Below are 26,129 nucleotides of genomic sequence, written 5' to 3' on the forward strand. Positions count from 1 at the left end.
GCGCGTGCGTATCCCGATCACCGCGCTTCGAATCTTTTGTGCGCGTGTGAATTTCCGCACCGCACTGCCACGTGCGCGCGGGCCCGGAGCGTCATAGAGTGATGCTATGGGCGGCTGGAACACAGCGAACATTCCCGACCTGACCGGGCGGACGTACATCGTCACCGGGGCCACGAGCGGGCTGGGCGCGGCCACCGCGCGCGGCCTGGCCGGGGCCGGCGCCCAGGTGATCATGGCCTGCCGCAACGAGGTCAAGGCCCAGGCGGTCGCGCACACCATCACCGGCGGGCGGGTCCAGATCCGGGCCCTGGACCTGGCGGACCTGGGCTCGGTGCGCGCCTTCGCCGACTCGATCGAGCACGCGCACGTGCTGATCAACAACGCCGGGGTGATGGCCGTGCCCCGGGGCCGCACCGCCGACGGCTTCGAAACACATTTCGGCACGAACTTTCTCGGGCACTTCGCGCTGACCGGTCTACTGCTGGAACGGATTTCCGACCGCGTGGTGAACGTCTCCAGCCACACCCACTACATCGGGCGCATCGACCTCGAGGACCCGCACTGGGAACGTCGCGCCTACAGCCGATTCGGCGCCTACGCCCAGACCAAACTGGCGCTGCTGCAGTTCACCTACGAACTCCAGCGCCGGTTCGACGCCGCCGGATCGGCGCGGCTCGCGGTGGCCGCGCATCCGGGTTACGCCGCCACCGAGATCAACTCCAAGGCCGAGAACTTCCTCGAGCAGTTCATCGCCGTCGGTAATCGGGTGCTGGCCCAGAGCGTCGAGATGGGCGCGCTGCCAACGCTGTACGCCGCCGCAGCGGCCGCCCGGCCCGGCGCGTACTACGGGCCGGGCTCCTGGTGGGGCTGGCGCGGGCATCCGGTCGAGACCGAGTCCAGCGCCGCCTCACACGACGAGAAAACCGCCCGTCAGCTCTGTGAGCTGGCCGAGCGGTCGACGGGGGTGGAACTGCCGGTGTGATCAGTCCCGTTCGGGCGCGCGCACCACGTAGGGCGCCACGCTGCCGAGCTTCTCGCAGGTTTCCTCGAACTCGCGCTCGGGCCGGGACTGCCCGACCACGCCCGCGCCCGCGCGCAGCCACGCGTCCGCGCCGCTCTGGTAGACCGCGCGCAGCACCAGCGTGGCCTCGAGCGCACCGTCCGGCGAGACCGTCACCACGGCACCGGAATACAGTCCGCGCGGGTCGTGATCCAGGCGGAACACCGCGTCGACGCCGGCGGCCTTCGGGATGCCGGAGGCGGTGACCGAGGGGAAGAGCATTTCCAGCGCGTCCCACGGGCTGCGGTCGGCGGCCAGCCGGCCCTGCACCGTGGAGGCCAGGTGCTGCACGCTGCCGCGCTCGCGCACCGCCATGAAGTCCGAGACCGCGGTGGTCTCGGGCTCGGCGACCGCGGCGATCTCGGAGAAGGACGTCTGCACCGAAATCGCGTGCTCGACAATCTCCTTGGGGTCGCTGAGCAGATCGGCGCGGGCCGCCATGTCGACGTCGGCGCCGCGGCCGAAGGCGCGGGTGCCGGCCAGCGGCTCGGTGGTGACCACGCGGGCGCTGTCGACCGAGGCGACCAGCTCCGGGCTGAACCCGGCGGCCTCGAGGCCACCCAGGCGCAGCAGGAACGACCGGGCCGGGGTGTTGTTGGCGCGGCCGAGGCGGTAGGTGGCCGGAACGTCCACCGCGAAGGGCAGTTCCACCTTCCGCGACAGGATGACCTTCTGGTACTTGCCGCTGTTGATCTCCTCGACGCCGGTGGCCACGCGATCGGCGTAGCCGGTCGGGTCCACGGTCACGTCGACCGGATGCGCCACCGGCAGCGCGGTGCCCTGCGAGGCCGCGATCAGCTCGTGGATCTCGGAGGTCTCCGCGGGCGAGGCGCCGGACACCCGCACACCGGCGGCGTCGATGCGGACCTCGATGCGAGGAATCATCAGGTGTGCCAGGGTGGCCCGGGGGTGCACGTGCGCGGTCGCGCCCAGCGACCACGCACAGAACTCGAAACCGATCCAGCCGTACGCGTTCCGGGCGCCCAGCGGCAGTGCGGCGAGCGCGCGATCCACGGCCTGCGCGGGACTGCCATCCCACGCGCCGGTGGTGATGTTCCCTTCCCAGGAAACTCGCAGCTCATCCGCGTCCAGCTCGACTCCGCCGATCGGATCCGCGGCGAAAACCCATGCGCCGGGGCGTTCGTAGACTACGTATTCACCGAAACGCTCCGTAGCTGCCAGCGCGGACACCGCCGCGACCGGATCGGTGACGTACTCGCCCCAGCGCTGCTCGCCATCGAGCCGTACCCGTTCGTCCGTGGCCGACACCAGACCTCCAAGGTTATGCTTACCTTACTTTAATGTGAGTGAGGTTAGCATTACCTTTCCGTTTATGGCGAAGTCGGACGCCATGGGCAATATCACCTCTGCCCGAGTACACGCATACTTCGAACCGCCCGGTGAATTGTGCGACCTCCCACCCCGCGCTCGCGTTTCCGCTTCAATGGATTGCGGCGGTTCACGTGCGGAGGGATCCAGAGATGCTCGATCACTACAGCCGGCTCCCGGCAGCGGCTACCACCCCGGGTTCGGTGGTGGCACTGGTCGACGCCGCTGGCCGGGTCGAACGGGAACTCATCGGTAACTGGCTCGCCGAGGGCGGCATCGCGCAGGAGTTCGGCACCGCCGCGCCCGTCACCCAGCTGGACCTCGATCCCGGCGCGGTGAGCACCCGCCTCGTGGGCCGCCAGGACGACCCGCTCGTGGTCCCCGTCCGCGTGCTCTGGCTGCCGCCCGAACGAGACGGCGTGCGCCGCACCAGCTTCGGCGATCTGCTCACCATGTCCAATCCGCGCAAGCCCAACCGGTTCATGCAGCGGCGCCTGGTCACCAAGGCCCCGGACCGGCACCTGGTGCTCACCGGCGCCCCCGCCCGGCTGAGCGAGCTGCGCGCCAACAACCCCGGCGCCGCCGGCGCGCCCGAGGCGTTCGCGCGCGCCATCGTGCGCGCGGGCATCGTCGCCCTCGAACGCGCCGAACGCGCCGTCATCGGCGACCGCTACAAGGTGCCGCGCCTGGTCGTCGAGGAGATCCTGGACTCCCCCGCGTTCCTGCGCAGGCTCGACACCGTCGCCGCCGCGGCCGACCTGCCCGCGCGCGAGGTGTACCGGCGCGCGGAGAAGGCGCTGCGGGAACTGGTCGCCGCGCAGAGCAGGCTCGTCTCGGATCTGTTCACCCAGGCGATGCGTCCGGTGCACGCCTCGACCTGGAACGTCGACGACGACCCCGCCGGGCTCGACGGGCTGCGCGCGCTCAATCGTCGCTACCCCCTGGTATTCCTGCCCTCGCACCGCTCCTATGTGGACGCGTTCGTTCTCGGTGACATTCTGGCGCGCAACGACTTTCCGCCCAATCATGTCGTGGGCGGGGCAAACCTGAGTTTCTGGCCGCTCGGCTCCATCGCCCGGCGCACCGGAACGGTATTCATTCGGCGCAGTTTCGGCGACGACGAAGTGTACAAAGCGGTCGTCGAAGAATACTTCGCCTATCTGCTCGCCAAACGATTCAATCTGGAGTGGTACTTCGAAGGCGGGCGCACCCGCACCGGGAAACTCCGGCCCCCGCGCTACGGATTGTTGAATTACCTTGCGGCGGCCCTGCGTTCATCTCGCATCGACGATGTCATGCTGGTGCCGGTCTCCATTACCTACGAACGACTGAACGAGATCGGCGCCATCGCGGACGAACAAACCGGCGGCCGCAAACAGGCCGAGGGATTGGCCTGGCTCGCGCGATACATTCGCAATCAACAACATTCGGCCGGGCACGTGTACGTCCGCTTCGGCACTCCGCTCTCGGGCCGCGAACGTCTGGCAGCGCACGGCGATCCGCTCGGGGCGCCGGCCGCCGCGGAGAACCCCGAACAGACCGCGCTCGAACAGCGGGCCGTGCAGCGCCTGGCCTTCGAGGTCGCCGTCGGCATCAACGAGGTCACCCCCATCACCGTCAACGCCCTCACCACCCTGGTGCTGCTGGGCGTGCACGAACGCGCCCTCACCCGAGCCGAATTGGGCGCCGCCATCGCGCCGGTGCTCGGCTACATCGAGAGCCGGGACCTGCCGCGCGGCGAACTCGACACCCTGCGCACCGATCACGGCCTGGCGGTGGTCCTCGAACAGCTCGCCGTGGCCAAGGTCGTCACGGTGTACCGCGGCGGGCTCGAACCCGTGTACTCCATCGGGGCCGGCGCGCACCTCGAGGCCGCGTTCTACCGCAACAGCGCCGTGCACTGGTTCGCCAATCGCGCCATCCTCGAACTCGCCGTGCTCAGCGCCGTCGAGGCGCCCGAGGGCGATCAGCTGCGCGTCGGCTGGGAAGCGGCCTACCGGCTGCGCGATCTGCTCAAATTCGAATTCTTCTTCCCCGAGCGCGCCGAGTTCACCAGTCAGCTCACCGCGGAGATGCTGCGCGTCGATCCGCACTGGCACCGCCGCACCGCCGCCGGCACCGTCGGCAGCGAAATCCTGGCCCAGCTCGCCGATTCCGGCTTCATGATGGCCCACCGGGTGCTGCGCTCGTTCTTCGACGCGCAACTGGTGATGGCCGAACGCCTGGCCGCGCACGATCCCGCCGTCGCCGTCGACAAGAAGACGTTCCTCGACGAATGCCTGCAGGTCGGCAAACAGATGCTGCTGCAACAGCGATTGCACAGCCCCGAATCGGTGTCGTCGGAATTGTTCGGCAGCGCACTCAAACTCGCCGACAACCACGGCCTGCTCACCCCCGGCGACGACCCGGCCGACCTCACCGACCGCCGCCTGCGCTTCGCCGCCGAACTCCGCGACATCTCCGCGCGCATCTCCCGGGCCGCCACCCTGGATCCCTCCAACCGGCTGGACCCGCGATGAGTCACCCCGCGAGCGGGGATCTACACCCCGCCCTACCCGGCGCGGGGATCACCCGCGCAGCCCCCGGCGCGCAGGATCTGGACGCCGCGGTCGCCGCCATCCGGTCCGGCCCGCAGGGCCCGCGCATCGCCGCCGTCTTCGACTTCGGCGGCACCGTGGTCGCCGGCTTCGACCCGCCCGGTTTACTGGCCCGCCTGACCCGCCGCCCCGCCGCCCGGCCCCTGGCCGCCGGCCTGCTCTCCAGCATTCGCGGCGCCCGCAGCGAGGGCGAATACGAGCGCTTCCTGCAGCAGGTCATGTACACCTGGGCCGGGGTGCCCGAGTCCACCCTGTCCGAACTCGGCGCCGAGCTGTTCCGGCGCACCGTGCACGGGCACCTGTTCCCCGAGGCCTGGCGGCTGGTGCGCGAACACGAAACCGCCGGGCACACGGTGGTACTCGTCAGCTCGCTGACCCGGTACCAGGTGCGGCCGGTCGCCGACGAGCTCGGGATCGCGCACGTGCTGTGCACCGCCATGACGGTGCAGGACGGCGTGCTCACCGGACACGTCGACGGGAAACCGCTCTGGCGCAACGGCAAAGCCGACGCCGTCCGGCGCTTCGCCGCCGCCCGCGACATCGACCTGAGCCGGAGCTGGGTCTACGCCGACAGCGCCGCCGACCTACCGCTGCTCCAGGTGGCCGGACGGCCCACCGCAGTCAACCCGGATCCGCGCGTGGTGCTCGAGGCCACCGAAAGGGACTGGCCCGTCCTGCATTTCCGGCCCCGCCGCCCGCCGCGCACCGGCGACTACCTGCGCACCGCCGGCGCGTTCGGCGGTCTGATCGGCGGGGCGCTGTTCGGCGTCGCCGCCAAGGCCGCCACCAAGAAACGCAGACAGATGGCCGATTCCATGATGGTGCACGCCGCCGACTCCACCCTGCGCGGCAGCGGCGTCCGCGTGCGGGTGACCGGCCGCGAGCACACCGCGACGCCCCGGCCCGCGGTCTTCATCTTCAATCACCAGAGCCAGTTCGACATCATCGTGCTGGCCGAGGTTCTCGGCACCGGATTCACCGGCGTCGCCAAGAAGGAAGTCGCGGCGAACCCGGTCTTCGGCCCGCTCATGCGCCTGGTCGAGGTCACCTTCATCGACCGCGCCGACAAACTGGCCGCCAAGGCCGCGCTCGCCCCCGTGGTCGAGACCCTGCGCGGCGGACTGTCGGTCGTCATCGCCCCGGAGGGCACCCGCTCCCTGACGCCCCGCATCGGCCCCTTCAAGAAGGGCGCGTTCCACATAGCGCTGCAGGCGGGCGCGCCCGTCATCCCGGTCGTCATCCGCAACGCGGGCGAAATCGCCTGGCGCAATTCGGCGGTCGTCCGCAAGGGCGTGGTGGACGTGGCGGTCCTGCCGCCGATCGACGTCAGCGCCTGGGACCCCGCCGCGATGGACGCCGAGATAGCGGGCGTCCGCACACTGATGCAGAACACCCTGCTGAACTGGCCGGAAACCTCCGCGGTCGCGCGACGCGACAACTGATTTCCCGGCCGTGTTATCAAACCTGCTTGCCGAACAACAGCTTCCACGGCATCAGGGCCGATTCGAGCTGCACCTTCAGGCTCATCTTCGAGGCGCCCAGCGTGCGCTCCTCGAATCTGATGGGCACCTCGGCGATGGCGATGCCCTTGCGCACGGTGCGGTAGTTCATCTCCACCTGGAACGAGTACCCGTTGCTCTTGATGGAGGACACGTCGATGGCGCGCAGCGTGTCGGCCTTCCACGCCTTGAAGCCCGCGGTGGCGTCCTTGACGCCCAGCCGCAGGATCAGGTTCACGTAGAAGTTGGCCCAGGCGGAGAGCGCCTTGCGGTACCACTTCCACTCCTCGGCCGTGGAACCGCCGGGCACATACCGGGATCCGAGCACGACGCCCGCGTCGGTGGTCGTCAGCTTCTCCAGCATGGCGGGAATGACCTCGGCCGGGTGCGAGAGATCCGCGTCCATCTGGATCACCACGTCGGCGCCGTCCTCCAGGGCGCGGGTGATGCCGGCGATGTACGCGCGACCCAGGCCGTCCTTCTCGGTGCGGTGCAGCACGCTGACGACGTTCGGCAGATCCGCCGCCAACTTGTCCGCTACCTCGCCGGTGCCGTCGGGTGAGTTGTCATCGACCACCAGCACGTGCAGGTCGTCGACCCCGAGCGCCGTCAGTCGCTCCACCGCCACCGGCAGGTTCTCCCGCTCGTTGTAGGTCGGCACCACCACGGTTACCTTCAAGGGTCGCCCTCCCGCTCGCATTCATGGCCATACGCCCAAGAAACCCTAGCTCACGCGCGACAACCTTTTCCCGCGGGTCGTCAGTCTTCTTCGGCGTCGGCGGCTTTGTTTCTGGCCTTTGCGATTTCGAGTGCGCGCTCGGCGGTGGCCTTGTCCGGGTAGGGCCCCATGCGGCCGCCCACCCAGCACTGTTTGCCCTGTTCCGCCCGGTGATGCTCGATGCAGTAGTACCACTCGTTGTCATCAGACATGACCCAAGCATCTCACCAAGATCGCCGGCCTTGGGTGAACACACGAAAAAGGCCGCACCCGAAGGTGCGGCCTTTTCTCGATCTGGTGGCCAGAGCCGGGATCGAACCGGCGACCTTCCGCTTTTCAGGCGGACGCTCGTACCAACTGAGCTACCTGGCCGGGGCACCCGGAACGAATGCCTAGCATATAAGTCTTGCGACCCTGACGGGACTCGAACCCGCGACCTCCGCCGTGACAGGGCGGCGCGCTAACCAACTGCGCCACAGGGCCTTGCTTGCTCCAACTACAACGATGTCACCATCGTTGTACCCCCTACGGGATTCGAACCCGCGCTACCGCCTTGAAAGGGCGGCGTCCTAGGCCGCTAGACGAAGGGGGCCCGCCGGATTTCTCCGGACCGTTGCTCAACGGCTTCCGTTGGGAGCGGAGATAGCTTATGACAGCATCCGCGTGATTCCCAAATCAGCTGGTCAGATCGTCAAATTGAGATCTTCCAGCTTGGCGGACACCCGCCACCCCACCCGGCGGAACTCCTCGGTCCACTCCGGAGTCGCGGTGGCCTCCACAACCACCTCGAGCGCCTCGGTGAAACGGGAACGCAGATCCGCGGGACCGCCCAGGACGTCGGCGATGTAGCGCTGGCCCGCCAGGGCCGCCGCCAGCGTCCGGGTGAAGCGATCCGGATCGGAGTCACCGCGCAGCTGTTTGTGCTCGGTGGCGCGCACCGCGAGCAGCCGGATCGACCGGCCCAGAATGCGCCCGCCACCCGCCTGGATGTCGCGGTAGAACTCGGGTTCGATGATGAGTCGGAACTCGGCCTGGATGATGATGTCGTTCTCCAGCCGCAGCGCGATCTCGTCGATCATGCCGTGCAGGACATCCAGGGGGCCGAGATCGCCTCGGCCGAGCCATCTTTCAGTGGACACGCGGTAGCGGTCGACTGCCGCTTCCAAGACCGCGCGGGCCAAATCCTCCTTGGAGTCGAAGTGAAAGTACATGGCGCCCTTGGTGGCGCGTGAACCTTCCAATATGCGGTTGAGCGATGCAGCGGCATAGCCGCTCTTCCCGAACTCAACGGCGGCGGACCTGATGATCGCCGCGCGTGTCCGGCGGGCCCGCTCTTGCTGCCGTGCCATGCTCGAAACGCCTCCGAAGCTAGCTACCGTCGCGGACGCGTTAGCTGTGTCCTCGACGCAAAGTTACGTGTCTTTCAAATACTTCAGAACGGGCTTTTGCCCGAATTACCAAACTCTTGGTACGAAAAAGCGCGAAAAACTTGAAACACACCAACTGGTATAGTTTTTCCCGCCCGGGTGCGCCGCAGGGGGTGCGCACCCGGGCGTTCCTCTTGTCTGGATGGGCCTCCCGCAGCAACATTCTGATGGAGTCGCGATCGGCCGGACCGTCCGCGACACGTTCGGGCACATCAACGATAAGCCGAATCCCGTGCGTCCGGGGCAATCCCGGTTCTTCAGGAATTCACCAGTCGGTCACCGTACCCGGAAAGTCCGCCCTGCGTGAGGTGTACCGGTGAGTCAGTTAGCCAGCATGCCCCCTAACACATACCGCAATTCCCCAGCTACCAGCTGGGCGATTGGTCTGAATAGCTGAATTCTTCGATATCCCACCGATGTTCGGCCCATCGATCACCCCTGCCGTACCGAGCCCCGCCCACACCGCATCCGCCGCCGGACCCCGCCGCGGCCTGCGCCGCGACAATGACCGGTCCCCACCTCCTGCACCAAATAGCTTGCCACACATCACCATTGGATGATATTCACACGTGCCCATATCGAAACAATCTGAGTGGCAACGCGATTGCCCCGATGTCGCCGAGGGCACGTCAGCGCGCGCTCACCTCGCCCGCCGGGGACCCACGGGGACCCCCACCGGGCGGCACGACTCCCCCGGGCCGGCGCGGGTGCGAACCCGGCCGAATTCCACCCCGCGCCCCGACGATTCCCCCACCGACCGGTCCGCACGCTTCGCACCGCCCGCACGCCGCCCATCCCCGCCCGCGCACCGCCCTTCCGTCCCGCACGGGCGCTCCCCACCGCCACTCGTGCCCCCGCCCGCCGCCACTCCGACCCACCGCCCCGCGCGCACCCGCGCGTCCGACACGCTCGACGCCCCGGGAACGCGCCCGGACAAACCACCATGACCAGCGCAAACCCGGCCTCGCCGAACGCAATCGGATACTCGTTTAGTACTTGCGCGCTCAACCCACTAAACTCACCGCCGCGCCCCTATAGCTCAGTTGGTAGAGCTACGGACTTTTAATCCGCAGGTCCCAGGTTCGAGCCCTGGTGGGGGCACCTTTTCGTCGGAGGTTCGCCGCGGGCCCGGATGCCGAATCCGGGCCCTCCGACACATCCCGCACATCCGCGAATCCGTGGCAATCTGTCCGGATTTCGCCTACCGTGACCCGGTAGGGCTTTTCCGGGATGCCAACACACAGGCGGAGTTCATGACTTCCTTCGATGACCTGCTCTCGAACGTCCCCGTCGCACAGATCGCCTCCAAACTCGGGGTGGACGAAGCGACCGCTACCACCGCGATCAACGCGGCAGTCCCCGTTCTCCTCGGCGGCTTCCAAGCCCAGGCCGGCAACCCCGACGTCGGCCTCAATCTCGAGGGCGAAGTCGCCAACCAGCCGGCCACCCTGCTCGACGGCGGCGTCGACATCGATCAGGTCGACGTCGACAACGGCAGCCAGATCGTCGACCAGACCTTCGGCGCCGAGAAGAACACGGTGATCAGCGCGCTCGGCGGCGTCGGCGGCGGCAACGGGCAGGACCTCATGGCGAAGCTGCTCCCCATGCTCGCCCCCATCGTGCTCGCCTACCTGAGCAAGAAGATGCTCGGCGGCGGCGCGGCGGGCGGCGCGCCCGCGACCGAAACCGCCGCCGCGGGCGGCGGCGCCGGGCCTTTGGGCGACATTCTCGGTAGCCTGCTGGGTGGAGCCACCGGAGGCAAGGGTGGCGCCGGCGGTCTCGGAGACATTCTCGGCAAGGCCGTCGGGCAGAACGCGGGCAGTGTCCTCGGCAACGTGCTGGGCGGCCTGCTGGGCGGCAAGAAGTAGGTCGCACCCGATCACAATGTGCGGCTAACGAATTGCGGCCCGCGGCGATAGACCATCGCCCCGGGTCGCAACTCTTATGACATCCATCACTGGCCGCGCAATGGCAACCGGATGAGTTTCACATCACCCTACGGTGACGTAAGGTATGGGCCGCGGCGGCAGACCAGCGAGGGTACGACCAGCTAGATCGCACGATACGAAGGGCTTATGTATGGCAAAGGATCTGACTCAACTCGAGCTGCTCACGGAGTTGGAGCCGGTTGCCGCGGCGAACGTCGATCGGCACCTGTCCCTGGCCAAGGAATGGCATCCCCACGACTACGTGCCGTGGGACGAAGGACGTAACTTCGCCGCCATGGGCGGCATCGACTGGGATCCCGAACAGTCGAAGCTGAGCGAGCTGGCCAAGGCGGCCATGATCACCAACCTGCTCACCGAGGACAACCTCCCCTCCTACCACCGGGAGATCGCGGAGAACTTCTCCCAGGACGGCGCCTGGGGAACCTGGGTCGGTCGCTGGACCGCCGAGGAGAACCGGCACGGCATCGCCATGCGCGACTACCTCGTCGTCACCCGCGGCGTCGACCCCGTCGCGCTCGAGCAGGCGCGCATGATCCACATGACCAACGGATTCGCCTCGCCCGCAACGGTGACCGAGGGCGAAGTCGAGGCGGGCTTCCTGTACTCGGTCGCGTACGTGACCTTCCAGGAACTCGCGACCCGCGTCTCGCACCGCAACACCGGGCGCGTGTGCGACGACCCCATCGCCGATCGGCTGCTGCAGCGCATCGCCGCCGACGAGAACCTGCACATGATCTTCTACCGCAACATGTGCGGTGCGGCGCTGGATCTTTCGCCCGACCAGACCCTCGAAGCCATCACCCTCATCCTGGAGAACTTCCAGATGCCGGGCGCCGGCATGCCCAACTTCCGCCGCAACGGCGTCCTGATGGCCAAGCACGGCATCTACGACCTGCGCCAGCACCTGGAAGAGGTCGTGAACCCGGTCCTGAAGAAGTGGCGCATCTTCGAGCGCGACGACCTCACCGCCCGCGGCGAGGAGACCCGCGACCGCCTCGGGAACTTCCTGGAGAAGCTCGGCCAGGACGTGCTCAAGTTCGAGGAGCAGCGCGACCGCATGCTGGCCCGCGAGGCCGCCAAGCGGGAGAAGGAAATGGCTCGGGTCTGACGACGGGTCCCGGGGGCTTCGCCCCCGAACCCCCGTGAGGGCGGAAACCGGGGGCCCAGCCCCCGGACCCCCGAAAGGGTGAGTGGCACCGCGGCCCGAACGAACGGGATCGGCCACCACGCCCGGCGGGAAGGACCATGAACCACCCCGGCGGAACCTCTCCGCCGTAAGGGCCGGCACGAACACGAGCGCCTTCGGTTCACTCCGGCCCGATGGGCTAACCCGCGACCGGCATCCACCTCGGTCATGCGCGGAGAATCGGGACGTGTCCCGGGGCACTTTCGCGTGGAACCTACACTGGTCGGCGTGACGACCTCGCTCGATGCCTCGACGACCGCGCTGCGGATCGGCCCCTACCCGGTTGATCCGCCGGTCGTGCTGGCGCCGATGGCGGGGATCACCAACGTCGCCTTCCGGAAGCTGTGCCGCGAATTCGGCAGCAGCACTTCGATCTACGTGTGCGAGATGATCACCGCGCGGGCGGTGGTCGAGCGCAACGAGAAGACGCTGCACATGATGGCGTTCGACGCGGACGAGAGCCCGCGCTCGATGCAGCTCTACGCGGTCGACCCGAAGACCGTCGGCGAAGCCGTCAAGATCATCGTCGGCGAGGGCTGGGCCGACCACATCGACCTCAACCTGGGCTGCCCGGTGCCCAAGGTGACCCGGCTCGGCGGCGGCGCCGCCCTGCCCTACAAGCGGCAGCTGTTCCGCGACATCGTGCGGAACATGGTGAGCGCGGCCGAACCCGCCGGCGTCCCCATCACGGTGAAATTCCGCATCGGCATCGACGACGAGCACCACACCTATCTCGACACCGGCCGCATCGCCGAGGCCGAGGGCGTCGCCGCCGTCGCGCTGCACGCGCGCACCGCGGCCCAGCGCTACTCAGGCGAGGCCGACTGGACCGCCATCGCGCGGCTCAAGGAAGCCGTCACCACCATCCCCGTCCTGGGCAATGGCGACATCTTCAGCGCCGCCGACGCGGTGCGCATGATGGCCGAGACCGGCTGTGACGGCGTCGTCGTCGGCCGCGGATGCCTGGGCCGCCCATGGCTTTTCGCCGAGCTACAGGCCGCCCTGCGCGGCGAGCCGCTGCCCGCCGCCCCCAACCTGGGCCGGGTCGGGGAGATCCTGCGCAGACACTCGGAACTGCTCGTCGCGCACGACGGCGAGGACAAGGCCATGCGCGACATCCGCAAGCACATGGCCTGGTACCTCATGGGCTTCCCGATCGGCGGCGATCTGCGCCGTAGCTTCGCCACGGTCGGCAGCATGAATCAGCTCGTCGACCTGATCGGTCAGCTCGACCCGGAGGTGCCGTTCCCCAAGGACGCCGAGGGCCCGCGCGGCCGCCAGGGCTCCCCCGGCAAGGTCGCCCTGCCCGACGGCTGGCTCGACGACCCCGAGGACCCCACGGTCCCGTGCGCGGCCGACGTCATGCACAGCGGCGGCTAGTATCCGAACCCGCCCGGACGGGCCGAACCGATCTGCCACCGCGGCGGAGTGCTTTATCGCCGAACGGATTTCACTCTCCCCCGCGCGGCGCGCTCGCCGCCGTCCGGCGCTTTTTTCACCGATTCACACTGGTAAACGCGGCGACCCGCCACGATTTACGCTGCACCGCCCGCGCACGACTCGATCGCGTTCCCGAACCGATCGCGCAGACCCTGGCAGAATTTCCTCGGCGGGACCTTCCTGTCCACCGTGGTACGGCCCGAATTCCGGGCCGGAAGATATGTGAGTTGCGCACGATGGATCACCGTTCGAGTGGTCGATCGTGGCGGAATCGTTATCATGACGGTCGGCATCGAAAAGCAAAGTGAGGTTCGTTGGTGGGTGACGATCGGTACGGGCGTACGCCTCGGCCCGGAGGTCGCGCCCCGTGGGAGCGCTACGCCACGGACGACGACGCGGACGACCAGCCATCCACCTCGCGCCGTGCCCGGCACAACGACAACGCGTCGCCCGGCTCCGCGCCCATCTCGGTCCAGGATCTGGTCGAGCGCGTGGACAGCGAGCGCCGCTCCCGGCGCCGCCGCCGCTCCGACCCCGCCACCCCCGCGCCCGCCAACTCCGCCGGCTGGCCCGAGGCCGACCGCAGCGGCGGCGACGCGAACAGCACCGGCGCCCGCCGCGCACTGAGCCCCGAGGCCGCCGACAGCGCCGCCACCCGGCGGCCCGCGCCCCAGGACCCGGTGAACACCACCGGATCTCGCCGCGCCGTCCCCCCGGAGGCCCCCGGCACGACGGGTTCCCGGCGCGCGGTACCCCCGGATCCGGTCAATTCCACCGGATCTCGCCGCGCGGTACCCCCGGAGGCCCCGAACCCGACCGGCTCCCGGCGCGCCGTACCCCCGGAACCCGCCGCCCCCAACGCTTCCCGGCCCCCGCTCGAGACCGCGGGCGGCACCCGCCGGGCCGCGCCGGCCGACCCGCCCACCGAAGAGCTACCCGTCATCACCGACCCGCCCCGCGAGCGGGTCAAGGCCGTGCGCCCCGCGACCCGGGCGGTCGAGTCCCCCGCCGACTACCCGACCACCGCGCTGCCGACCGCCATCGGAAAACCGTTGTCCCGCCTGGCCGCCGGACGCAGCCGCCGCAACCGCAAGATGCAGCTCGCCGGGCGCGCCACCCTCATCGTGGTCGCCGCCATCGCGCTGCTCATCACCGGCACCGGCTGGAGCTACCTGCACGTCAAGGACAACGCGTTCAACACCGTCGACGCGGTCCAGACCGACTCCGAAGACATCATCGACCCGAACCTGCAGTACGGCGACGAGAACTTCCTCATCGTCGGCACCGACACCCGCGCGGGCGTCAACTCGCAGCTGGGCGCCGGCACCACCGACGACGCCGAAGGCGCGCGCGCCGACACCGTCATGCTGGTCAACATCCCCAAGAGCCGCGACCGCGTGGTGGCCGTCTCCTTCCCGCGCGACCTGGACGTCACCCGGCCGCAGTGCGAGGGCTGGGACAACGACAAGGGCGCCTACACCAAGGAGACCTTCCCGGCCGCCCCCGGCGACAAGCTCAACGCGATCTACGCCCTCGGCGGGCCCAAATGCCTCACCAAGGTCATCCAGAAGATGTCCGGCCTGAGCATCAACCACTTCGTCGGCATCGACTTCGCCGGCTTCGAAGCCATGGTCGACACCATCGACGGCGTCGAGGTCTGCAGCACCAAACCGCTCGTCGACGAGATCCTGGGCACCATCCTCACCACCCCCGGCAAGCAGATCGTCAACGGCTCCACCGCGCTGGACTACGTCCGCGCCCGGCACGTGGTCGGCGAAGAACGCAGCGACTACGACCGCATCAACCGGCAGCAGCGTTTCCTGTCCTCGCTGCTGCGCGGCGCCATGTCCAGCAAGGTCCTGTTCAACGCCGGCAAGCTCAACAGCGTCATCAACGCCTTCGCCGAGCACTCGTTCATGGACAACGTCACCACCAACGATCTGCTCACCCTGGGCCGCTCGCTGCGCAAGGTCGACGCCGGGGCCATCACCTTCCTGACCGTGCCCACGGCGGGAACCACGTCCTACGGCAACGAGATTCCCCGCGAATCCGACATCAAGGCCATCTTCCGCGCCGTCATCGACGATCAGCCGCTGCCCGGCGAGAAGAAGGACGAGACCCCCGAGAGCACCACCGAGGCCCCGCCGACCAAGCCGACCCTGACGGCCGTCGACCCGAGCACGGTCTCGCTGCAGGTCTCCAACGGCTCGGGCACCGCCGGTCTGGCCTCGACCACCGCCACCAAGCTGTCCAACAAGGGCTTCCAGATCTACAGCACCGGCAACAACCCCGACGGGACGATCGCGACCACCAAGGTCCGGTACTCCAGCGGCCACGAGGCGGCCGCGGCCACCGTCGCCAGCGCGATTCCGGGCGCGACGCTGGAGTCGGCCACCGGGCTCGGCAGCATCGTCGAGGTCGTGATCGGCTCCGACTACAGCGGCACCGTGCGCACCCCGACCGCCTTCGGCCAGGTGCTGCCCGATACCCCCGTCGACGCCTCCCCCGCGGCGCCGGTCACCCTGCCGTCCGACCTCGAACACCTCAACGCCGCCGACGAGACCTGCAAGTAAGCGGTTCGCCGGCGGCGCCCGAGGTTGCACTCACGATTCACCTGCCGTTGGTGACTTGGTCAGGCGCTACCACTACTGTCTTGACTCATGCGTGTCATCTACAACGAACAAATGGCCGAACTCGCCGATCTGCTCGGCGGTATGGCCGGGCTCGCCGGATCGGCGATGGAGCGGGCGACCCAGTCGCTGCTCGACGCCGACCTCGAGCTCGCCGAACAGGTGATCACCGAATACGACCGCATCGCCGAGATGATCCAGCTGGCCGAGGAGAAGGCGTTCGCGCTGCTCGCCCTGCAGGCCCCCGTCGCCGGCGATCTGCGTCAGGTGGTCAGTGCCATTCAGATCGTCGCCGATGTGAACCGGATGGGCGTGCTGTCGCTGCACGTGGCCAAGATGACCCGCCGCCGCTTCCCGAACCACGCGGTTCCGGAGGCGGTCAACAGCTACTTCGCCGAGATGGGCCGCATCGCGGTCAAGATGGGCGCGACCGCCAAGGACGTCCTCGAGACCCGCGACCCCGAGCGGGCCGCGAAGCTCAACGACGACGACGAGGCGATGGACGATCTGCGCAAGCACCTGTTCACGCTGATCATGGACCGCGACTGGCAGTTCGGCGTGGCCTCGGCCGTCGACGTCGCCCTGCTCGGCCGCTACTACGAGCGCTTCGCCGACCACGCCGTGGAGATCGGGCGCCGCGTGGTGTTCCTGGTGACCGGCGTGCTGCCGCCCGACCCGGATTCGGAGAAGGAAAACATCTGAGGCGCTGAGTCTTCCGGGAATCGCCCGGCGGCTCCGGCGGTGTGCCGAACACCGCGAGACCACGGAACCCCGGCCCACGCACACGACACGGTGCGCAGGGCCGGGGTTTCGCTCGTTCGGGCCCGGGGAGATAGTTCTCGGGCCCGGCCGGTCAGTCGCGCGCCTCGGATTCGGCGGCGGCGGAATCCTTCTCGCGCCAGCCCAGCAGAATCGACTGCCCGCGTTCGGGCCGCCAGGGCAGCGCCACGGCGACGATCGCGGCGCAGACCACCAGGGTGCCCACCGCGACGTACGACGCGGCCGTGGCGCCCTGCAGCGACGCCACCTTCATGGCCTGGATCAGATCGGTCTTCGCCTGTGCCACCAAGGGATTCACCGGCGTCTTGATGATCTCCAGCACGCTGATCGGCGTATTGCTCGCCAATTCCTTCTGCCGGTCGTTCATGATCGTGGCCGGGATGGCGGCGATCCGGTCGCCGACCTTGCTCGCGTACACCGAGGTCATGATCGAGCCGAGCAGCGCCACACCGAGCGCGCCGCCCACCTCGCGGGTGGTGTCGTTGACCGCCGACCCCGCGCCCGCCTCGTTCAACGGCACCGAGCCCATGATGGATTCGGTCGCCGGGCCCTGCACCACCGCGAAGCCCAGGCCCATGAGGATCATCGACACCACCACCGGACCCAGGTACGGGGTGTCGACCGTGGTGCGGCCCGCGATATACATGGCCACCGCCAGCACCAGCAGTCCGCTCACCAGCATCGCCGTGGTTCCCACCCGCTGGGCGAGCATGGTCGCCAGCGGCGCGCCGATACCCACCGCGACCGCGAAAGGCAGGGAATGGATGCCGAATTCGAGCGGGCTCAGTTCCTTCACGCCCTGGAAATACTGGGTGATGAGGAACAGGAATCCGAAGGCGCAGAAGTAGGACACGGTAATGGCCGCCGACGGCACCGCGAAGCGGCGAATGCGGAACAACCGCATATTGAGCACCGGCGACTCCACCCGCAGCTCCCAGGTCACGAACAGCGCGAGCGCGATGGCCGAAAGCAGATATCCCGCAAGGCTTTGCGCGGCGAACCAGCCGTATTTGGGCGCCTCGATGATGGACCACACCAGCGCGGTGATACCCGCCAGCGACAGCACGATGCCGACCCGGTCCAGCCGGCCCGGATGCTCGCCCCGGGATTCGGGCACCGTCACCAGCACCGCGACGATGGCGATCAGGGCCACCGGAACGTTGATCCAGAACACCGAATGCCAGGAGAAGTACTCCAGCAGCCAGCCGCCGACCGTGGGACCGATGGCGATGGCGATACCGGCCATGGCGGTCCACAGCGCGATGGCCGCCGCCCGCTCGCGCGCCTCGGTGAAGATGTTGGTGAGCAGGGCCAGGGTGGCCGGGAAGACCACCGCCGCGAACACGCCCATGCCGGCGCGGGCGGCGATGACCTGGCCGAGCCCCGAGGCCAGCGCCCCGGCCGCGGACATCGCCGCGACGCCGGCCAGGCCGATGATCATGAACTTGCGGCGCCCGAAGCGGTCGCCGAGGTGGCCCATGGCGAGCAGCAGGCCCGAGAAGGCCAGGGTGAACGCGTCCACGATCCACTGCAGGCCGCTCATCTGGGCCTCGAGCTGCACCGCCATCGACGGCAGCGCGACATTCACGAGCGTGTTGTCCAGGACCACGAGCAGTTCCGCGAGACAGATGGCCACCAGCGCCGCGAGTTTGGCGCGCTGACTCATCCCCGCGGTCCCGGCCTCGTGTTTCGCCGTTGAAACCGTCACCCGACACCTCCTACTAGACCAATCGGTTTACCTCTTGGGATAGGTTAGATGTAACTGACAGTTGCATACAACAGACACTGGCAGCTATGACGCAGCACACATCGCCGAAGGCCGGTCCGCGCGCACGAAAATGCCCCCGGACCATGCGATCCGGGGGCACGCCCACACGGGCGGAAAGAGGTGGCGGCCGCGGCGAGATGCCATCGCGGCGCTCACCTATAGCCGACGGCTCTGACGAGAACGGCCCCCGTTCCACCAGAACGGGGGCCGCGGTTCGACGCCTCGACTACCCGAAGCGACCCGAGATGTAATCCTCGGTCGACTTCTGGGTCGGGTTCGAGAAGATCTTCTCGGTCTCGTCGATCTCGACGAGCTTGCCCGGCTTGCCCTGCGCCTCCAGGTTGAAGAAAGCGGTCTGATCGCTCACGCGCGCGGCCTGCTGCATGTTGTGCGTGACGATCACGATGGTGAACTCCTTCTTCAGCTCGGAGATCAGATCCTCGATCGCGAGCGTGGAGATGGGGTCCAGCGCCGAACACGGCTCGTCCATGAGCAGCACGTCCGGCGACACCGCGATGGCGCGCGCGATGCACAGGCGCTGCTGCTGACCACCGGACAGACCGCCGCCCGGCTTGTCGAGGCGGTCCTTGACCTCGTTCCAGAGGTTGGCGCCGCGCAGCGAACGCTCGGCGACCTCGTCGAGCTCCTTCTTGCCGCGCACGCCCTGCAGCTTGAGCCCGGCCACCACGTTGTCGCGAATGGACATGGTGGGGAACGGGTTCGGCCGCTGGAACACCATGCCGATGGTGCGGCGCACGCCGACCGGGTCGATGGTCGCGCCGTAGATGTCCTCGCCGTCCAGCAGCACCGCGCCCTCGACGCGAGCGCCCGGGGTCACCTCGTGCATGCGGTTCAGCGAGCGCAGCACGGTGGACTTACCGCAGCCCGACGGGCCGATGAAAGCGGTCACGCTGCGCGGCAGCACGGTCAGGCCCACGTTCGAGATGGCGTGGAACTTGCCGTAGTAGATATTGAGGTCTTTGACGTCGATGCGTTTGGCCATCAGTCTTTTCCGTTCCCTCTATCGATTCCGCGTCAGCAGCTTGTTGACCGCCGCAGCGGCGAGATACAGGAGTGCGATGAGCAGGATCAGCGTCAGCGCCGCGCCCCACACGCGCGCCCGGCCGGCCGGCTCGGGGTTGGCGAGCTCCTGGTAGATCATCAGGGGCAGCGAGGCCATGTTGCCGTCGAAGATGTTGTAGTTGATCGACTTCGAGTAGCCGACCAGCACCAGCACCGGGGCCGTCTCACCCATGACACGGGCCAGCGACAGCAGGATGCCGCTGATCATGCCGGGCGCCGCGGTCGGAATCACGATCTTCACGATGGTTTTCCACTTGGGAATACCGAGAGCGTAAGAAGCTTCCCGCAATTCGTCCGGGACCAGCTTGAGCATCTCCTCGGTGCTGCGCACCACCACCGGCAGCATGAGCAGCACCAGGGCCAGCGAGACCGCGAACGCGCTCTGCGGGGCGCCGAAGGTGGCGATCCACAGCGCGAAGATGAACAGCGCCGCGACGATCGAGGGCACACCGGCCAGGATGTCCACCATGAAGGTGGTGGTCTTGGCCAGCCAGCCGCGACCGTACTCGACCAGGTAGACCGCGGCCATCACACCGAGGGGCACCGCGATGACGGCGGCCACCGCGGACTGGGTGATCGTGCCGTAGATGGCGTGGTAGACACCGCCGGCCTCGACCTCGGGCAGTACGCCCTTCTGCGACTTGAACCACCAGTCCGACGAGGCGATGGCGCTGATGCCGCGCTCGATGACGGTGTAGAGCACCCACAGCAGCGGGACCAGCGCGATGCCGAAGCAGGCCCACACGGTGCCGGTCGCGAGGTTGTTCCGAATCCGGCGGCTGGTGCTCGTGTGCCGGAAGGTGGGGGCCTTGACCGGCTTGTCGAGTGTGGTGGTCATCCGTTCACCTTCCCGCCCGCGGCGAGCCGCGCCAGGGCGTTGACCACGAAGGTCAGCGCGAACAACACGAAGCCCGCGGCGATGTAGGCGCCGGTCGGCAACTTGGAGCTGAATTCGGCTGCGGCCGAAGCGATCTTGGAGGCGAAGGTGTAGCCGCCGTCGAAGACCGACCAGTGCCCGGCCTGCGCCGAGGTGCGCAGCACCACCAGCACGGCGATGGTCTCACCGAGCGCGCGGCCCAGGCCCAGCATGGAACCGGCGATCATGCCGGAGCGGCCGTACGGCAGCACCGTCATGCGCACGACCTCCCACTTGGTGGCGCCCAGGGCCTGCGCGGCCTCGATGTGGGTACGGGGGGTGAGGCCGAAGACCTCACGGCTCACCGAAGTGATGATCGGCAGGATCATCACCGCGAGCACGATGCCCGCGGTGAAGATCGTGCCGCCGCCGGCGATGCTGACATTGCCGTCGGCGAACAGGAAGAACCAGCCGAGTTTGTCGTTGAGGAAGGTCTGCACCGGCTCCAGCTTCGGAGCCAGCACCAGAAAACCCCAGAGACCGAACACGATCGAGGGCACCGCCGCCAGCAGATCGACGATCATCGAGAACGGCCGGGCCAGCGCCTTGGGCGCGTACTGCGTCAGGAACAACGCGATGCCCACACCGATCGGCACGGCGATGATCAGCGCGACCAGCGAACTCAGCACCGTGACCATGAACAGGTCCTTGATGCCGAACCGCAGGTGGTTGGCATCGGAGGTGTTGAACTCGGTGCTGGTGAAGAAGTTCGCGTCGTTCGCCAGTACCGACGGCACCGCCCTGATGAGCAGGAACAGCGCGATCAGGGCGATCGCACCGACGATGACGGCACCGGCCGCGGTGGCCGCGGAGCGGAAGACGAACTCCGCGCCGAATATGGAGACGCCGCGCCGTGCGGCCGGCTTCGTGCTGGGTTCGGTCGGCATGAGCGCAGTATCCCCCGGCGGCTGGGCACGGTTCCCCCGCGGGCCGGTCGAAACGGACTGGCCCGCGGATGCTATTTCGTCGTGCACGGTCATGGTGTGCTCTCGATCAGGTTGATCAGGAGATGGCGTTGATCGCGGTGGTCAGCTTGGTCTTGAACTCGTCCGGGATCGGCACGTAGCCGGCGTCCGCGAGTCCCACCTGGCCGTTGCCGACCGCGGAGGTCAGGAAGGCCTTGACTGCGGTGGCGGTGTCGGCGTCGCTGTACTTGGAGCACACGATCTCGTAGGTCGCCATCATCAGCGGGTAGGCGCCGCCGGTGGTCGGCTTGTAGAACGAGGAGGTGTCCAGCACCAGGTCGTTGCCCTGGCCGGAGATCTTCACACCGGTGATGGACTTGCCTGCGGTCTCCGAGGTCAGCTCGACCGGCTTCGGATCGTTGGAGGTCGTCACGGTGAGGATGCGGGCCACGGACAGCCCCTGCGCCTTGGCGAAGGACCACTCGTTGTAGGTGATCGAGAACGGGGTGTTCTTGACCGCGGCCGAGGTGCCCTCGTTGCCCTTGGCGCCTTCGCCGACGCCGCCGGTGAACGCCTTGCCAGCGCCCTTGCCCCACGCGCCGTCCGAGGCCGCGTCGAGGTACTGCTGGAAGTTGTCGGTGGTGCCCGACTCGTCGGAGCGGAAGATCACCGAGATCTTGTCACCGGGCAGCTTGTCGGCCTTGGCCGTGTTCAGCGCCTTGATGGCGGTGTCGTTCCAGGTGGTGATGGTGCCGTTGAAGATCTTCGCCATGGTCGGCGCGTCCAGCACCAGGTCGGTCACACCCGGCAGGTTGTAGGTGACGGCGATCGGGCCGAAGACGGTCGGCAGGTTCCACGCCGGCGCGCCACAGCGGGCCTCGGCCTGCTTGTACTCGTCCTTCTTGGCCGACAGCGGGGAGTCCGAACCGGCGAAATCGGTCTGGCCGCCGAGGAATTCCTTCACACCGGCGCCGGAGCCCGAGGAGGTGTAGTCGAGCTTGAAGCCGTCTTCGCAGTTCTTCTCGTAGGCCGCCACGAAGCGGTCCATCGCGTTCTTCTGCGAGGAAGCGCCGGACGCCTTGAGCGCCTTCTTGCCGCCGCACTGAACGGTCTGCTTGTCCACGCCACCGGCGACGTCGTTCTCGTCGCTGCCACAGGCGGTCAGCGTAAGGGCGCCGGCCGCGGCCAGCACACCGATCAGGGCGCTGCTGCGCTTGAGATTCACTTGGTTCCTCCGCGAATCACGGTCCGCACGCCCAACCCCTCAACGGTCGGACGGGCGCGATGATTGGTGGCTGTTCGCTGGGAACTCGCGCACCGGGCAGTTCGGTACCGCCCACAAGCAAAGTAAGGGGGGCTGGTGGCCAGTTGGACCTGGGCAGGTGAACGGGAGATGAACAACCCGGCGCGATTACGCTGCACGTTCTGTGACAATTGCCTCAGAGTTGCCTGAGGCCCGGATCTCGGGCCCCGGCACCGGACTCCGGGCGGCGGGATCACCCCGCGGTGTACGCCACATCCACGTGCGCGGGTGCGAAACCCAGCTTGGTGTAGGTGTGGACGGCGGCGGTGTTGTCCGCCTCGGTGTAGAGCAGCACCTGCGGCAGCCCGCGATCGCGCAGATACCGCAGTCCCGCCAGCGTCAGCAGCCGTCCCAGTCCGCGACCCTGCGCGGCCGGATCGACGCCGACCACGTAAACCTCACCGAGCGGCGGGTTTTCGTCATGGTGGATCTTGGTCCAGTGGAATCCGAGCACTCGATCCTTATCGGCGGGATCGAACGCGATGAACAGGCCCTCCGGATCGAACCAGGATTCGGCCCGGCGCGCGGCGATGTCGCGCTCGGTCCACCCGCCCTGTTCCGGATGCCAGGCGAAGGCGGCGTTGTTGACCCGCAGGATCTCGGCGTCGTCCGCCGGGCCCGCGTAGGTGCGCAGTTCCAGGCCGTCCGGGACCGTCAATTCCGGTAGCTCGGAAGTAGCGAGATCCCGGCGCATTTGCCACAGTTCCCGTGCGACCCGCAGTCCCAGCCGCGCCGCGACGGCCTTGGCGGGCGGCAGATCGCCGTGCGCCCAGACCCGGGCGCCCGGCCCGCCCGCGGCGAGCGCGGTCCGCACCAGCTCGGTGCCGATGCCTTGTCCACGGCACTCCGGATTGACGGCGACCTCGGCCATCGCGGGGTGATCACCGTGCGCGGGAGCCAGATTCGCGTATCCGGCGGGCACGCCGTCGCGGACGACGACGAAATGCCTGGCCTCGATGTCGTCCGAACTCAGCGACAGCACGGCCTGTTCGGAGATGGGCGCGACGCCGTCGGCGGCGGTGGCGCGATCGAGCAGCTCCCGCACCACCCCGGCGGTCTCGTCGGGCAGCCGGTCCGCGGGAGAAGACATCAGAGAGAACCGTTCGCCGTGGTCAATTCGTCGTCGGCGCCTTCGGCATCGGGGAAGGTGACGGTCTCACCCTTGCCCGCGGCCGTCCGCGCCGGGCGCACCGCCTTGTAGCCGACGTTGCGCACGGTGCCGATCAGGGATTCGTATTCACTGCCGAGCTTGGCGCGCAGGCGCCGCACGTGCACGTCCACGGTGCGGGTGCCGCCGAAGAAGTCGTAGCCCCAGACCTCCTGCAGCAGCTGCGCGCGGGTGAAGACCCGGCCCGCGTGCTGCGCGAGGTACTTGAGGAGCTCGAACTCCTTGTAGGTCAGGTCGAGTGGGCGACCGCGCAGCCGGGCGGTGTAGGTGCCCTCGTCGATCACCAGCTCACCGAGGGTGATCTTGCCGGTGTTCTCCGGGCTGGCGACGCCGCCGTTGCGGGCGACGAGCAGGCGCAGCCGGGCGTCCAGTTCGGCCGGGCCGGTGCCGGGCAGCAGGATGTCGTCCAGGCCCCAGTCCGCGTTCACCGCGACGAGCCCGCCTTCGGTCAGCACCGCGACGACCGGCACCGACGAACCGGTGCTGCCCAGCAAACGACAAAGGCCGCGCGCGGCGGCCAGATCGGTGCGGGCGTCGACCAGCGCTACATCGGCGGAACCCGCCTCGAGCAGTGACGCGACCTCGGTCGGCGCGGGCCGCACGTGGTGCGGCAACAACGCCAGCGACGGCAGAACCGCCTCGGGGTTGGGGTCGGAGGTCAGCAGGAGCAGCTCCATGGGGGCCCTCCATCCCATCTGGCACGTGCGTGGCAACCGCTCTGTACGCCACGACATCATGCTGGTTATCACAGGTAAGTCGGTTGCTACATTAGCGTGTCCCGGCGCCGGGCCGAGTCATCGAGGCGGTCCAGCGGGGCTCGGCTATCGAAAACCGGCCCGCGCGCTGGGAGCGACCGTGGCCGGGGCCCGGCGTACTCGTCCCCATTAGGGTTGCGGGCATGGGTTTCCGGAAGGTGATCATTGGCCTGCTCTGTCTGGCGGGGCTGGCGGTCGTACTCGATTTCGGCGCCGCCGCGTATTCGGAGTACCGGGTGTCGCGGCTGCTGCGCGAGGGTTCGGACCTGGGCGCCGACCCCGAGGTGACCTTCCACGGATTCCCCTTCGTGGTCCAGGCCATGAACGGCGAGTTCCAGAACGTGGACATTCGGGCGCGCGCGGTGCGACCCGACATTCCGGGCGAAATTCGTGTCGAAGCCAACTTGCGCGGCGTGCATCTTCCCTTCGGCGATCTCACCGACGGCAAGGTCAGCACGGTGCCGGTGGATCAGGTCGAGGCCCGGATGCGCGTGGAACCCAACGAGCTCGGCCGGCTGTTCAAGATTCCGGATCTGCAGGTGTTCGGCCCGCCCGCGGACAAGTCCGACGGCCTGGGCGGCTCCGGCGGTTCGGGGATGACCAACGACGGCGTGATCATCCTCACCGGCACCCTGCCGCTGGACTCGGCTCCCGACTCCACCGGCCCGCTGACCGTCAGCACCCGCAGTAAAGAAGCGGTGAGCGTGCTGGCGACGCTGCGGCTGGTCGGCGACGAGATTCAGATCACCGCGACCGATATCTATCGCGGCACCGAGAACACCGTGCTGAGCGGCGCGGACACCTCCCCGCGGGTGATCTCCGAGGCCGACAAGCCCAGAGTGCTCGCCATGTTCACACGTACCATCGACACTCGTGACCTGCCGTTCGGCATCGTCCCCACCAAGGTGGAGGCCAGCGGCGGGCAGATAGTCGTCGAGGGCAAGGGCAAAGACGTGACCGTGGATCTGGATCGGCTACAGCAGCCGTGACCGCGCTGGCCGTGCTGCTGGTCGCGCTCGCCGCCGCGGTGGGCGCGGGGGTCCTGTTGCGCCGCAACGAGGGCCGCGTGCGCGCGGGCGCCCCGGCCGTGACCGCCGACACCGGACGTGAGCGGCTGCTCGCGGCGGCGGGCGTGCTGCCCGGCCATCCCACGGTCCTGCATTTCTCCGCCGACTGGTGCGGCCCGTGCGCCGCGGTACGCCGGGTCGTGGCGAGCGTCACCGGCGAGCTGGCCGCGGAACCGGCCGCGCCGCTGGATCTCGAACTCGACATCGACGCCAACCCCGAGCTGGCGCGGGAGCTGAACGTGCTCTCGCTGCCGACGACCTTCATCCTGGACGCCGCGGGCGGGGAGCGCTTCCGGATTTCGGGCGTGCCGAAGGCGGCGGATCTCCGCAGGTCATTGGCCTCGCTAACGGTTTCCGGGGCGGTCGAGTGACCAGCATTACGGGCCCCGGGTCCAATTTCCCCCGAAAACCGGGTAAACTCCCTCTCGTGCAATCCAACCGCGAGCTGATGCTCACCCGACGCCGCACGGTAGACCTGTGCCGCCTCGGTGGTTGTTGCTGCCTGTGCCGCTAGCCGGTCGGCCTTTCGTTCCCTTCTGACGCCGACCG

Annotated in this window: 21 protein-coding genes and 4 tRNA genes; 11 read left to right on the plus strand and 14 right to left on the minus strand. The window is 68.3% G+C overall.

Translation table 11 applies throughout. From position 1 onward, the window contains the following. Positions 1-106: 106 nt before the first annotated feature. Positions 107-982: an oxidoreductase gene (locus ACWIGI_RS29420; RefSeq protein WP_454205777.1), complete on the plus strand. Its 876-nt coding sequence runs from the start codon at positions 107-109 to the stop codon at positions 980-982. Here the strand turns inward: ACWIGI_RS29420 and ACWIGI_RS29425 are convergent, their stop codons facing one another. Continuing rightward, positions 983-2,329 carry a salicylate synthase gene (locus tag ACWIGI_RS29425; protein WP_454205779.1) on the minus strand — a complete coding sequence of 449 codons (1,347 nt, stop codon included), beginning with the start codon at positions 2,327-2,329 and terminating at the stop codon, positions 983-985. 212 nt (positions 2,330-2,541) lie between these two features. Between ACWIGI_RS29425 and ACWIGI_RS29430 the strand changes: the two genes are divergently transcribed. Both ACWIGI_RS29430 and ACWIGI_RS29435 read left to right on the plus strand, forming a co-directional pair. Then, entirely contained in the window at positions 2,542-4,908 is a 2,367-nt protein-coding gene (locus tag ACWIGI_RS29430; RefSeq protein WP_454205781.1) for a glycerol-3-phosphate 1-O-acyltransferase, read from the plus strand. Further along, complete coding sequence (locus tag ACWIGI_RS29435; RefSeq protein ID WP_454205783.1) at positions 4,905-6,428, plus strand: HAD-IB family hydrolase; 1,524 nt, start codon at positions 4,905-4,907, stop codon at positions 6,426-6,428. The genes ACWIGI_RS29430 and ACWIGI_RS29435 overlap by 4 nt, the downstream gene beginning before the upstream one ends. A 16-nt stretch (positions 6,429-6,444) precedes the next feature. Here the strand turns inward: ACWIGI_RS29435 and ACWIGI_RS29440 are convergent, their stop codons facing one another. The 6 genes from ACWIGI_RS29440 to ACWIGI_RS29465 all read right to left on the minus strand — a co-directional run bounded on the left by ACWIGI_RS29440 (position 6,445) and on the right by ACWIGI_RS29465 (position 8,552). Beyond that, on the minus strand, positions 6,445-7,185 hold the full coding sequence (locus ACWIGI_RS29440) for a polyprenol monophosphomannose synthase (RefSeq protein WP_454205785.1): 741 nt from the start codon (positions 7,183-7,185) through the stop codon (positions 6,445-6,447). 59 nt (positions 7,186-7,244) lie between these two features. Further along, positions 7,245-7,415, minus strand: a complete 171-nt coding sequence (locus tag ACWIGI_RS29445; protein WP_354985821.1) for a hypothetical protein — start codon at positions 7,413-7,415, stop codon at positions 7,245-7,247. 83 nt (positions 7,416-7,498) lie between these two features. After that, positions 7,499-7,575: transfer RNA gene (locus tag ACWIGI_RS29450), tRNA-Phe, on the minus strand. A 37-nt stretch (positions 7,576-7,612) separates the two neighbouring features. Next, a tRNA-Asp gene (locus ACWIGI_RS29455) sits at positions 7,613-7,686 on the minus strand. Between the two features lie 36 nt (positions 7,687-7,722). Then, a tRNA-Glu gene (locus ACWIGI_RS29460) sits at positions 7,723-7,795 on the minus strand. A 91-nt stretch (positions 7,796-7,886) separates the two neighbouring features. After that, positions 7,887-8,552, minus strand: a complete 666-nt coding sequence (locus ACWIGI_RS29465) for a TetR family transcriptional regulator (protein ID WP_454205787.1) — start codon at positions 8,550-8,552, stop codon at positions 7,887-7,889. Positions 8,553-9,658: 1,106 nt separating this feature from the next. Here ACWIGI_RS29465 and ACWIGI_RS29470 point away from each other — a divergent pair. From ACWIGI_RS29470 to phoU, 6 genes are all read left to right on the plus strand, one after another. Then, positions 9,659-9,731: transfer RNA gene (locus tag ACWIGI_RS29470), tRNA-Lys, on the plus strand. A gap of 152 nt (positions 9,732-9,883) precedes the next feature. Further along, positions 9,884-10,498 carry a DUF937 domain-containing protein gene (locus ACWIGI_RS29475; RefSeq protein WP_454205788.1) on the plus strand — a complete coding sequence of 205 codons (615 nt, stop codon included), beginning with the start codon at positions 9,884-9,886 and terminating at the stop codon, positions 10,496-10,498. 211 nt (positions 10,499-10,709) lie between these two features. After that, entirely contained in the window at positions 10,710-11,687 is a 978-nt protein-coding gene (locus tag ACWIGI_RS29480; protein WP_454205790.1) for an acyl-ACP desaturase, read from the plus strand. A gap of 306 nt (positions 11,688-11,993) precedes the next feature. Next, on the plus strand, positions 11,994-13,145 hold the full coding sequence (dusB, locus tag ACWIGI_RS29485) for a tRNA dihydrouridine synthase DusB (RefSeq protein WP_454205792.1): 1,152 nt from the start codon (positions 11,994-11,996) through the stop codon (positions 13,143-13,145). A 377-nt stretch (positions 13,146-13,522) separates the two neighbouring features. Next, entirely contained in the window at positions 13,523-15,778 is a 2,256-nt protein-coding gene (locus ACWIGI_RS29490; protein ID WP_454205794.1) for an LCP family glycopolymer transferase, read from the plus strand. An 87-nt stretch (positions 15,779-15,865) separates the two neighbouring features. Beyond that, positions 15,866-16,537, plus strand: coding sequence for a phosphate signaling complex protein PhoU (gene phoU, locus ACWIGI_RS29495; protein WP_454205796.1), 672 nt, complete (start codon positions 15,866-15,868; stop codon positions 16,535-16,537). A gap of 151 nt (positions 16,538-16,688) precedes the next feature. Here phoU and ACWIGI_RS29500 read toward each other — a convergent pair whose 3' ends face one another. The 7 genes from ACWIGI_RS29500 to ACWIGI_RS29530 form a co-directional block, all read right to left on the minus strand. After that, on the minus strand, positions 16,689-18,281 hold the full coding sequence (locus ACWIGI_RS29500; RefSeq protein WP_454205920.1) for an MFS transporter: 1,593 nt from the start codon (positions 18,279-18,281) through the stop codon (positions 16,689-16,691). 328 nt (positions 18,282-18,609) lie between these two features. Continuing rightward, positions 18,610-19,386: a phosphate ABC transporter ATP-binding protein PstB gene (gene pstB / locus ACWIGI_RS29505; protein ID WP_454205798.1), complete on the minus strand. Its 777-nt coding sequence runs from the start codon at positions 19,384-19,386 to the stop codon at positions 18,610-18,612. 18 nt (positions 19,387-19,404) lie between these two features. Further along, a complete protein-coding gene (gene pstA / locus ACWIGI_RS29510) occupies positions 19,405-20,304 on the minus strand; it encodes a phosphate ABC transporter permease PstA (RefSeq protein WP_454205800.1) in 900 nt (299 codons plus the stop codon). Next, the gene (gene pstC, locus ACWIGI_RS29515) at positions 20,301-21,269 is read right to left on the minus strand and encodes a phosphate ABC transporter permease subunit PstC (RefSeq protein WP_454205801.1); all 969 of its coding nucleotides are present in this window, start codon (positions 21,267-21,269) and stop codon (positions 20,301-20,303) included. Before pstC ends, pstA begins: the two co-directional genes overlap by 4 nt. Before the next feature lie 115 nt (positions 21,270-21,384). Further along, complete coding sequence (gene pstS, locus ACWIGI_RS29520; RefSeq protein ID WP_454205803.1) at positions 21,385-22,512, minus strand: phosphate ABC transporter substrate-binding protein PstS; 1,128 nt, start codon at positions 22,510-22,512, stop codon at positions 21,385-21,387. A gap of 271 nt (positions 22,513-22,783) precedes the next feature. Then, positions 22,784-23,680, minus strand: coding sequence for a mycothiol synthase (gene mshD, locus ACWIGI_RS29525; RefSeq protein ID WP_454205805.1), 897 nt, complete (start codon positions 23,678-23,680; stop codon positions 22,784-22,786). Beyond that, positions 23,680-24,435 (minus strand): winged helix-turn-helix transcriptional regulator, encoded by a 756-nt coding sequence (locus tag ACWIGI_RS29530; protein ID WP_454205807.1) that lies wholly within the window; start codon positions 24,433-24,435, stop codon positions 23,680-23,682. Before ACWIGI_RS29530 ends, mshD begins: the two co-directional genes overlap by 1 nt. Positions 24,436-24,656: 221 nt before the next feature. Between ACWIGI_RS29530 and ACWIGI_RS29535 the strand changes: the two genes are divergently transcribed. Together ACWIGI_RS29535 and ACWIGI_RS29540 are read left to right on the plus strand one after the other, a co-directional pair. After that, a complete protein-coding gene (locus ACWIGI_RS29535; protein WP_454205809.1) occupies positions 24,657-25,502 on the plus strand; it encodes an LmeA family phospholipid-binding protein in 846 nt (281 codons plus the stop codon). After that, on the plus strand, positions 25,499-25,951 hold the full coding sequence (locus ACWIGI_RS29540; RefSeq protein WP_454205811.1) for a thioredoxin family protein: 453 nt from the start codon (positions 25,499-25,501) through the stop codon (positions 25,949-25,951). Before ACWIGI_RS29535 ends, ACWIGI_RS29540 begins: the two co-directional genes overlap by 4 nt. Positions 25,952-26,129: the final 178 nt, after the last annotated feature.

It is taken from the genome of Nocardia sp. NPDC055321 (assembly GCF_053645575.1).

Bases quoted from the DNA above. Each gene is read 5' to 3' on its own strand.
- ACWIGI_RS29420 (WP_454205777.1), top strand. From the start codon at position 107: ATGGGCGGCTGGAACACAGCGAACATTCCCGACCTGACCGGGCGGACG.
- ACWIGI_RS29430 (WP_454205781.1), top strand. From the start codon at position 2,542: ATGCTCGATCACTACAGCCGGCTCCCGGCAGCGGCTACCACCCCGGGT.
- ACWIGI_RS29435 (WP_454205783.1), top strand. From the start codon at position 4,905: ATGAGTCACCCCGCGAGCGGGGATCTACACCCCGCCCTACCCGGCGCG.
- ACWIGI_RS29440 (WP_454205785.1), bottom strand. From the start codon at position 7,185: ATGCGAGCGGGAGGGCGACCCTTGAAGGTAACCGTGGTGGTGCCGACC.
- ACWIGI_RS29445 (WP_354985821.1), bottom strand. From the start codon at position 7,415: ATGTCTGATGACAACGAGTGGTACTACTGCATCGAGCATCACCGGGCG.
- ACWIGI_RS29465 (WP_454205787.1), bottom strand. From the start codon at position 8,552: ATGGCACGGCAGCAAGAGCGGGCCCGCCGGACACGCGCGGCGATCATC.
- ACWIGI_RS29475 (WP_454205788.1), top strand. From the start codon at position 9,884: ATGACTTCCTTCGATGACCTGCTCTCGAACGTCCCCGTCGCACAGATC.
- ACWIGI_RS29480 (WP_454205790.1), top strand. From the start codon at position 10,710: ATGGCAAAGGATCTGACTCAACTCGAGCTGCTCACGGAGTTGGAGCCG.
- phoU (WP_454205796.1), top strand. From the start codon at position 15,866: ATGCGTGTCATCTACAACGAACAAATGGCCGAACTCGCCGATCTGCTC.
- ACWIGI_RS29500 (WP_454205920.1), bottom strand. From the start codon at position 18,281: ATGAGTCAGCGCGCCAAACTCGCGGCGCTGGTGGCCATCTGTCTCGCG.
- pstB (WP_454205798.1), bottom strand. From the start codon at position 19,386: ATGGCCAAACGCATCGACGTCAAAGACCTCAATATCTACTACGGCAAG.
- pstA (WP_454205800.1), bottom strand. From the start codon at position 20,304: ATGACCACCACACTCGACAAGCCGGTCAAGGCCCCCACCTTCCGGCAC.
- pstC (WP_454205801.1), bottom strand. From the start codon at position 21,269: ATGCCGACCGAACCCAGCACGAAGCCGGCCGCACGGCGCGGCGTCTCC.
- mshD (WP_454205805.1), bottom strand. From the start codon at position 23,680: ATGTCTTCTCCCGCGGACCGGCTGCCCGACGAGACCGCCGGGGTGGTG.
- ACWIGI_RS29530 (WP_454205807.1), bottom strand. From the start codon at position 24,435: ATGGAGCTGCTCCTGCTGACCTCCGACCCCAACCCCGAGGCGGTTCTG.
- ACWIGI_RS29535 (WP_454205809.1), top strand. From the start codon at position 24,657: ATGGGTTTCCGGAAGGTGATCATTGGCCTGCTCTGTCTGGCGGGGCTG.